Annotated in this window: 7 protein-coding genes and 1 pseudogene; 3 read left to right on the top strand and 5 right to left on the bottom strand. The window is 67.9% G+C overall.

The genetic code is table 11. From position 1 onward, the window contains the following. Positions 1-156 (top strand): annotated as a pseudogene (locus ACWGJY_RS13615) (IS5/IS1182 family transposase); the annotation flags it as partial. On the opposite strand, the gene ACWGJY_RS13610 reads toward ACWGJY_RS13615, so the two are convergent. The 3 genes from ACWGJY_RS13610 to ACWGJY_RS13600 all read right to left on the bottom strand — a co-directional run bounded on the left by ACWGJY_RS13610 (position 87) and on the right by ACWGJY_RS13600 (position 2,385). Beyond that, positions 87-839: a site-specific integrase gene (locus ACWGJY_RS13610; protein WP_453260961.1), complete on the bottom strand. Its 753-nt coding sequence runs from the start codon at positions 837-839 to the stop codon at positions 87-89. The pseudogene ACWGJY_RS13615 and the gene ACWGJY_RS13610 overlap by 70 nt on opposite strands. A gap of 90 nt (positions 840-929) precedes the next feature. After that, the gene (locus tag ACWGJY_RS13605; protein WP_453260960.1) at positions 930-1,484 is read right to left on the bottom strand and encodes a site-specific integrase; all 555 of its coding nucleotides are present in this window, start codon (positions 1,482-1,484) and stop codon (positions 930-932) included. A gap of 478 nt (positions 1,485-1,962) precedes the next feature. Then, the gene (locus ACWGJY_RS13600; RefSeq protein WP_453260959.1) at positions 1,963-2,385 is read right to left on the bottom strand and encodes a tyrosine-type recombinase/integrase; all 423 of its coding nucleotides are present in this window, start codon (positions 2,383-2,385) and stop codon (positions 1,963-1,965) included. Positions 2,386-3,116: 731 nt separating this feature from the next. On the opposite strand from ACWGJY_RS13600, the gene ACWGJY_RS13595 reads away from it, so the two are divergent. After that, a complete protein-coding gene (locus ACWGJY_RS13595) occupies positions 3,117-3,422 on the top strand; it encodes a hypothetical protein (protein WP_453260958.1) in 306 nt (101 codons plus the stop codon). A 994-nt stretch (positions 3,423-4,416) separates the two neighbouring features. Continuing rightward, complete coding sequence (locus ACWGJY_RS13590) at positions 4,417-4,680, top strand: MarR family winged helix-turn-helix transcriptional regulator (RefSeq protein WP_453260957.1); 264 nt, start codon at positions 4,417-4,419, stop codon at positions 4,678-4,680. A 35-nt stretch (positions 4,681-4,715) separates the two neighbouring features. Here ACWGJY_RS13590 and eno read toward each other — a convergent pair whose 3' ends face one another. Both eno and ACWGJY_RS13580 read right to left on the bottom strand, forming a co-directional pair. Further along, positions 4,716-6,005, bottom strand: coding sequence for a phosphopyruvate hydratase (gene eno / locus ACWGJY_RS13585; RefSeq protein WP_453260956.1), 1,290 nt, complete (start codon positions 6,003-6,005; stop codon positions 4,716-4,718). Then, on the bottom strand, positions 6,002-6,970 hold the full coding sequence (locus ACWGJY_RS13580; protein ID WP_453260955.1) for a phosphotransferase family protein: 969 nt from the start codon (positions 6,968-6,970) through the stop codon (positions 6,002-6,004). The genes eno and ACWGJY_RS13580 overlap by 4 nt, the downstream gene beginning before the upstream one ends. Positions 6,971-6,974: the final 4 nt, after the last annotated feature.

Below are 6,974 nucleotides of genomic sequence, written 5' to 3'. Positions count from 1 at the left end.
AAGGAGCGGAACACCGTCGAGCGCCTGATCAACAAGCTGAAGGCTTGGCGGGGCATCGCGACTCGATATGACAAGACGCCCGAGAGCTACCTCGCTGGCCTCCACCTCCGCGCCTCGATGATCTGGGTCAATGACCTCCTGCAGGCAACTGATTGATCACAACCACACACAGGCCCTAGTGCGAGATCGCCGACCGCCGCGTTGCGGGTCATCTCCCGGCCGTGGAAGCCGGTGTCCTGCGAGCCGTCCGGGGCCAGTCCGCGCAGGCCCTTGCGGAACAGCTCGGTGAAGTCGGGCTCCAGGTACTTGACGGTCACGTGCGGCTTCGGAGTGCGGCGGACCGCCAGGTTCACCTTCACCTCCCGGCCGGTCCCGGCGAACAGGGCCCGCGCGGCGCGGTAGGTGAACGGCTCGGCCGTCGCGTACCCCTCGTCGATGGCCCACCGGTAGAACAAGGACAGGATGCTCATGTGCTGGCCCCAGGTCGTCGCCGCGAACCGGGCCTTGAGTGGGCCTGCGGCCCGGTGCTCGGCGTACCGGCTCAGCCCGGCCTTCAACCGCTCCCGCGAGTCGAACAGGCCCACGCCGTGTACGGCCAGGAACTCCAGCCACTCCTTGAGGACTCGCGCGTAGTTCTCCCACGAGCTCGGCGCCGGCGCCCCGCTGGCCGGGAGCTCACGCAGCCACCGGTTCACCACCGCCGCCGGGCGCAGTGCAGCCGGACCGTCCTCGAAGCGCAGGTCGTCGTCGACGAGCACGGGCATCCCCTCGGGGATCAACGGCCGATGCTCGACGTCCCACGACTCCCAGCCCCGGGACGAGAAGAAGCTCAGGATCATGAGTGGCGACAGTAGAAACACCACACGCCTCAGCGCAAAGCCCAAACACCCAGGCCATCAGCCCAGTTGAAGCCAATCGCCACACGGAAACTAAGCAGAGACAAAGTGCCGCAGGACGTGCGGCGTCAGCGTGTCGGCCCAGCCGGGGAGATGGGTCTTCGCCGCAGCGGCCAGGCCGTTGCGCAAGGCGTCATCGCCGACGCGGCGCGAGGAGCCGTCGCCTTTCTTGCGCTCGGAGGGGAACAGCGGGGCACCGGGTCGGGTGTGGTCGTCATCGAACTGGCCCCAGACGTCCTCGATGAACCACCGCAGCGTGCGGTCGGCGTCGTTGATCAGCGGCACCATCCGCTCGCGCGGGCCCGAGCCGCAGGCGCCCTTGCCGTGACGCACGTGGAGCTTGCCGAAGCGGCCCAGGTTCCACTTGATGTCGGCCAGGTCGAGTTTGCATGCCTCGCTCACCCTGAGTCCGACCTGCGACATCAGTTTCGATGCGGTGTAGTGCCGCGCGGTGGGGGCGAACTTGCAACAGGGCGCCAGTTCGCCGCCCCAGCCGGTGAACAGCGCCTGACTTCCGGCCCGGTCGGCGGGATCCGTAGGGCGGCATCCCTGGCTCCCCGCGGCCGGTTCATCTCGTCGATCGGGCACTCGACGACCCGCCCGGTCATCCGAGGATCTCGACCTTGTGCCGCAGTTCCAGGAACAGATTTGTGAGATATCTGTTACCAACGAGGAGTAAAAAAGGCCCTCTGACCTGGGCATTTGACTTGATCACTAGAATCGTGGTCAGAGTCTACTGGCGGTATGGCTCGCCGCAGCCGCCGGGAGTCTGGCCAGCGAAAATGCTGGTCAGAACCCTTTCGCTGGGTGGGGAGGGGCTTAGGGAGGGTCGAACCCTCCCGCAGTCTGCGTTCTTGCAGGTCACAGCGTTGACCTGGCTCTCCTGGCGCTTTGGTTTGCCCAGCACCCGGCAGTGCCTCCGGCGGCCGAAACTGCTGGTCAGAACTGCTCTCGCGCGGCGGAAGCGTCTTCGCTGGACCCCGTTCCGTCCGGGTTGGAACCGGACCGTGCCGGACCGTAGGGAGGGTTTAGGGCTGGAGCTGAAGCAGGGCGGGTGAGCTTTGAGCTACGCAGCCGCTTGGGCTCGAACAGGCCGGGAGGTCAGACGGTTGACCTGGTCCCTGTGGTCTGCCACCTGGTCGTCGAGGAGGTGGTTGTACGTCCGCCGGATCTCCTTGACGCTATCTCCCACCCACAGGGCCACAGTCTCGGGAGGCAGGCCGTTCTGCAGCATCTTCGAGATGTACGTGTGCCGCGTGTCGTGAAACGTCGGCAGGGTTCCGAGCTTCCGCAGCGTCGGTTTCCACGCCCTCTCGTTGAACGTGTCGTTGTTCAGGAGGTTGCCCTGAGGACTCCAGAAGAGCGCCTTCGCAGGGCCCCGCTGGCAAGTCTCGATCGTCCGCCCATGGGTCCATAGGACGGTCTCGGCAGGAAGCGGCCGGTACTTGGCCCCGTGGTAGTCGATGGCTCCCAGCACGTGATCGGGCATAGGTACGGTCTTCGTGTGGATGCCGCCCTTTCGGCTGCTTCGACCTGCGCTTTCCGGATGGACGCGAGGCGATGGCCTCCCCAGCGCGGGTTGAGGTGCACGCGGACAGCGATCTCGTACTGAGCTACGGACGTCAGTTTCGCCCTACGTCGACTCAGCCATTCGTTCGCCCGCTCTCTGAACAAGAGAGTGCGGTCCTCGGAGCGGTCTTCTGGGGCGGCCTCGTCTGGGAGGATGTCTTCCTCGTAATACCGTTCGAGGGCCTTCTCGGCCGCGGCCTTGCTTGTGCCGAGGTGGAACTCCTGCCGCCGGCCTTCGCGGTTTGTCAGACGCACGTACCACGAGTGCGCGCAGCCGTGCTGCCTCGGTTGGTTTCGATCAGGGCAGGTGCAATCCTTGCGAGGCTGTGCGCGTCTGGCCATGGCGTCTGCTCCATTCTTCGGCTCGTTGCCGTGCTTGATCGTCTGCGGTGGACGGGACTCTACTTATGGGGAGGGTGCAGAGAACGCGGAAAGCCGGGCAGTGCTGGGGCCCGTGCATCCACTGCCCGACTTGGTAGGCTCGCGCTATTTCTATTCCTCGCGATTTTCGAGCCAGGCGTCAAAGTGGCGTTCTCGTACGCGGAGGATTCTGTCGCTGATTCGCGCTACGGGAATTCCCCACCGCTTGTAGTTGTCGAGAACTGTGCGGTTTGGGACCTCCATCCGCTCCGCAATTGTCTCGAAACTCGGATGCTGGCTGCCGCGGGCGCGCTGCGCCCCGGCTACCGACGCAGCCCAGCGAGGGTGCGCGCGACCCGGGATGCGATGCTCCGCGAGTACGCGCGTGCTCAGAATCCGCAGGAGACCCGCGAGGACGCCGGAACGGGCGACGGCCTGGATGAGCCGGAGATCCACCGCGAGGAGATCGAGCTGCCGGGTGGCGGCCACCTCGTCCTCACCGACATCGAAGCCGTCACGCCCGAGCGTGCGGAGAAGACGGCCGCTCGCATCGCGCGCATTCTGCAGAGCGCGGAAGAAAGTGACCGGCAGAGTTGAGCAGTGCCATATCCGGTGGACTGAATCTGGGGGAGCGGCCGTGACTTCCTCCATGCCGCCGATCAGGATTCACGTCCTCGACCCGGACGAGCACGACGACGATGTGCCGCTCACCGACGTGGGCGTGGTCAACATCAACGGCGAACGTCACCTGTTTCTGAGCCCGCAGTCCTTCTACTCGGCCGTCCGACAGGTCAAGTCCGCGATGCCGGACCTTCCGATCGAGCAGGTCGAGTGCCTGGTCCGTGAGCACTGCGAGTTCAAGGACGTCGACGAACTGCTAGGGCAGCCCGTCGAGCCCGCTCCGCCCGTCGGCTCTCCGCCGCTCCCGAGTGAGGCCGTCCGCCCCCGCACGGCCGCGCGGCCGCGCAAAGAAGTGGGTCGTTGCCGCGGCGCTGCTGCCAGCGTTCGCCGGGACTTGGGCGCTGGGTCACTTCACAGGCATGGGCTCCGCCTCGACAGTAGCGAGCGCCCCAGACAGCCCGAGTGCCGCGGCCGACAAGGCGGCCCGCGGCCAGAACCTGGGGCCGGAGCCGTTCGCCGCCCGCGAGTTCATGGACTTCTCCGACGCGGGGAAGGTCGACTGCAACCCCATCGACAACCTGCAAGCAGAGTGCACTGACTCCGACGGGATGGTGATGGTTACCAAGGCCGCGACGGGGGCCAGACAGCACGATCTTCATGTTCTCGTACGGTCTGGGCTGCTGCCGTCCGAGGCGGAAGAGGAGGACGAGCCGCCCGAACACGCCGCCATGAGCGGCGCCGCCGCCAGCAACGTGGCCGCGACGGCCCGGCCCATGACCCTCTTACCGGACTCTGGTCGTGCCATAACCTTCTGCGCCTTACACGTGCGGGTCCCCCCGGCTCGTTGTCCGTCGGTGGCTACGACGGGCAACGGGAGCCGAACGGCTGCACGAAACGCTACAACGCCGACCGGACCGGAGGCACACGCGGGCGTTCCGTGAGCCGGGGCCCGTCGAATGTCCCGCCGGCGATGTCCCGCTCGGCGGTCACCAACGCCATCAACACCCTCGAACGGGAAGGCCTGGTCGAACGCCGGCCGGTCCCCGACGACCGGCGCGCGGTCGCCGCCGGCCCCACCGCCACGGGCGAGAACGCCGTCCGTGAGGCGTTCGCCGTGCAGACCCGCCGCGAGCAGCAGTGGTTCGCCACCCTCGACGTCGAGGAGCGGGCCACCCTTACCGACCTGCTCACCCGTGTCCTGGCTGCGCGACCGGAGGACGCCGACGGGGTGTGACGCGGGCCTACAGTTCCCCGGGCCGGGAGCACACCTCAGGCCGGCTTGCGGAGCGCCGTGGCCCCCGCGAACTCTGCTGAGTCACCCCACTCATGCTCGATGCGCAAAAGCCGGTTCCACTTGGCGGTCCGTTCGGAGCGCATGGTCGACCCGACCTTGATCTGACCTGTCCGCCAGCCGACCGCGAGGTCGGCCAGCCAGCTGTCCTCGGTTTCTCCCGACCGCGCGGACAACACGGTCCGGTAGCCGCTGGCATGCGCGAGATCGACTACCGCGCGGGCCTGCGAGAGCGTACCGATCTGGTTGGGCTTGACGAGCACGGCATTGGCGACGCGGTGGTCGATGCCGCGCCGCAGCCGCTGCTCGTTGGTCACGAACAGGTCGTCACCCAGCAGCTGTGCGGGCTCCAGACGGGCGGTGGCGCGCTGCCAGCCGTCCCAGTCGTCCTCGCCGAGCACGTCCTCGTAGGACACGATCGGGAAGTCCGCTGCCCATGTGGCCAACTCGTCCAGGAACTCATCGCTGCTCAGCGCCCGGTCCTCGGTGCGCAGCAGGTACTTGTCGTTCCGCAGGAACTGCGTGGCCGCGACGTCGACGGCAAGAGCCGCATCCTCGCCGGGCACGAGTCCCGCGCTGACAATGCCCTTCATGACCAGCTCGAAGGCATCCCGGTTATGCGCGAGCGGGAAGGCCAGACCGCCCTCGTCGGCAACGAGTGCCGCGGACAGTCCACGCTGTTCGGCGACTTCGGCGGTTGCCCGACGTACCCGCCAGGACCACTCCAGAGCCTGCCGGAACGAGCTTGCCCCGATCGGAACGACGAGGACGTCCTGGAGGTCGATGGCCCCTCCGGCATGGGCACCGCCCGACACGATATTGACCATCGGGAGCGGCAGCAGCGGGGCGGTGTCCGCACTGAGGACAGCCTGGTACAAGGGCAGCCCGCGGGCCTGCGCGGCGGCGAGTGCGGCGGCCACCGATACGGCGAGCACGGCGTTGGCACCGACGCGGGCCAACCCTTCACTGCTGTCGGTTGCGGTGAGCGCCGCGTCGATACCTGCCTGGTCGACGGCCTCCAGGCCGTGCACGGCGTCGGCGAGCACACCGGCCGCGTTGGCGACCGCGGCACTCACGCCGCGACCGGCGTACCGGGCCCCGCCGTCACGCAGTTCGACGGCTTCATGACGGCCGGTGGAGGCGCCGGAGGGCACCGTGGCCTGGCCCACGGCGCCGCCGCGCAGCTGTACCTCACAGGCCACGGTCGGGGTGCCGCGGGAGTCGAGAGCCTCCCAGGCCATGACGGCCTTGATACGTGTGTCAGTCATAGGAGTGTCTTCCACAGAGTGTCGAGGTCGGCCGACTGGGTGAGCGCTGCACGGGCCAGCCCACGGGTCCGTTGCCGGGCACCGGGATCGAGGTATTCGGCGGGCGACTTGCCGTCCGCCCGGGCCAGCAGCAGGCAGCCGACGTGGCCGACCAGTTGGGCGGGCTGAAGGGGCGGCAGGCGCGTTGATTGTGCGTACGACGTGCCGAAGGCCCGTGCGCACTGCTCGTACGCCGCCGCATGTGCGGGCTGGTGGACGGCCTTCAGCAGGAGGTGGGTATGCAGGAACGCGAGGTCGAAGACGGGGGACCCGTAGTGGGCGACCTCCCAGTCGAGCACCCAGGCCGAGCGACCGTCGGTGACGATGTTCTTGGGCGAGAAGTCGCCGTGCACCAGACATGTGCGGTCGGCCAGGAGTGCACGGGCGAATTCGTTGACGGTGGCGGCCAGATCGGGGTGGCGTGCGGCGGCTGCCTGGTAGTACGGGCCAATGCGCAGCTGCTCGAAGTGGCTGGTCCCGAACCGTTCGGAAAGGTCGTCGCGGGCGGCCGTGGCGCTGTGCCAGCCTGCCAGGGCGCTGCCCAGGAGCCGGGCGACCGCTGGTTCGGCGGTGCCCTGCAGCAGATGGGTCTTCCAGTCGGCCCAGTGCCTGGGCGCCCGGGCCACGGTGAGGGTCAGTTGCCGGGGATCGGTGTCGACGACCGCCGGGACCGCCTCGGGGACGTACTGGCCGGCGAGGCGCAAGGCGTCCGCTTCCACCAGGATGCGTGTCGGGTCGGCGAGCCATTCCTGCTCGACCCGCAATTGGGACAGGGCCTGCTTGACCACGACATCGATGCCCTCGCCGCTGACCGCGATGACCTCGTTGGACACGCCGCCCAGCAGTGGCCGGGCGGTGGCCGTGTTGCCTTGCGGCAGGATGCCGCGGTGGACGAGGTAGTCGATGACCGAGTCGGGGGTGAGCATGAGT

This window comes from Streptomyces sp. NPDC054765, from assembly GCF_053612065.1.
Note: the sequence above shows the minus strand (reverse complement) of the source record. Positions and strands in the feature narration are given on the sequence as shown.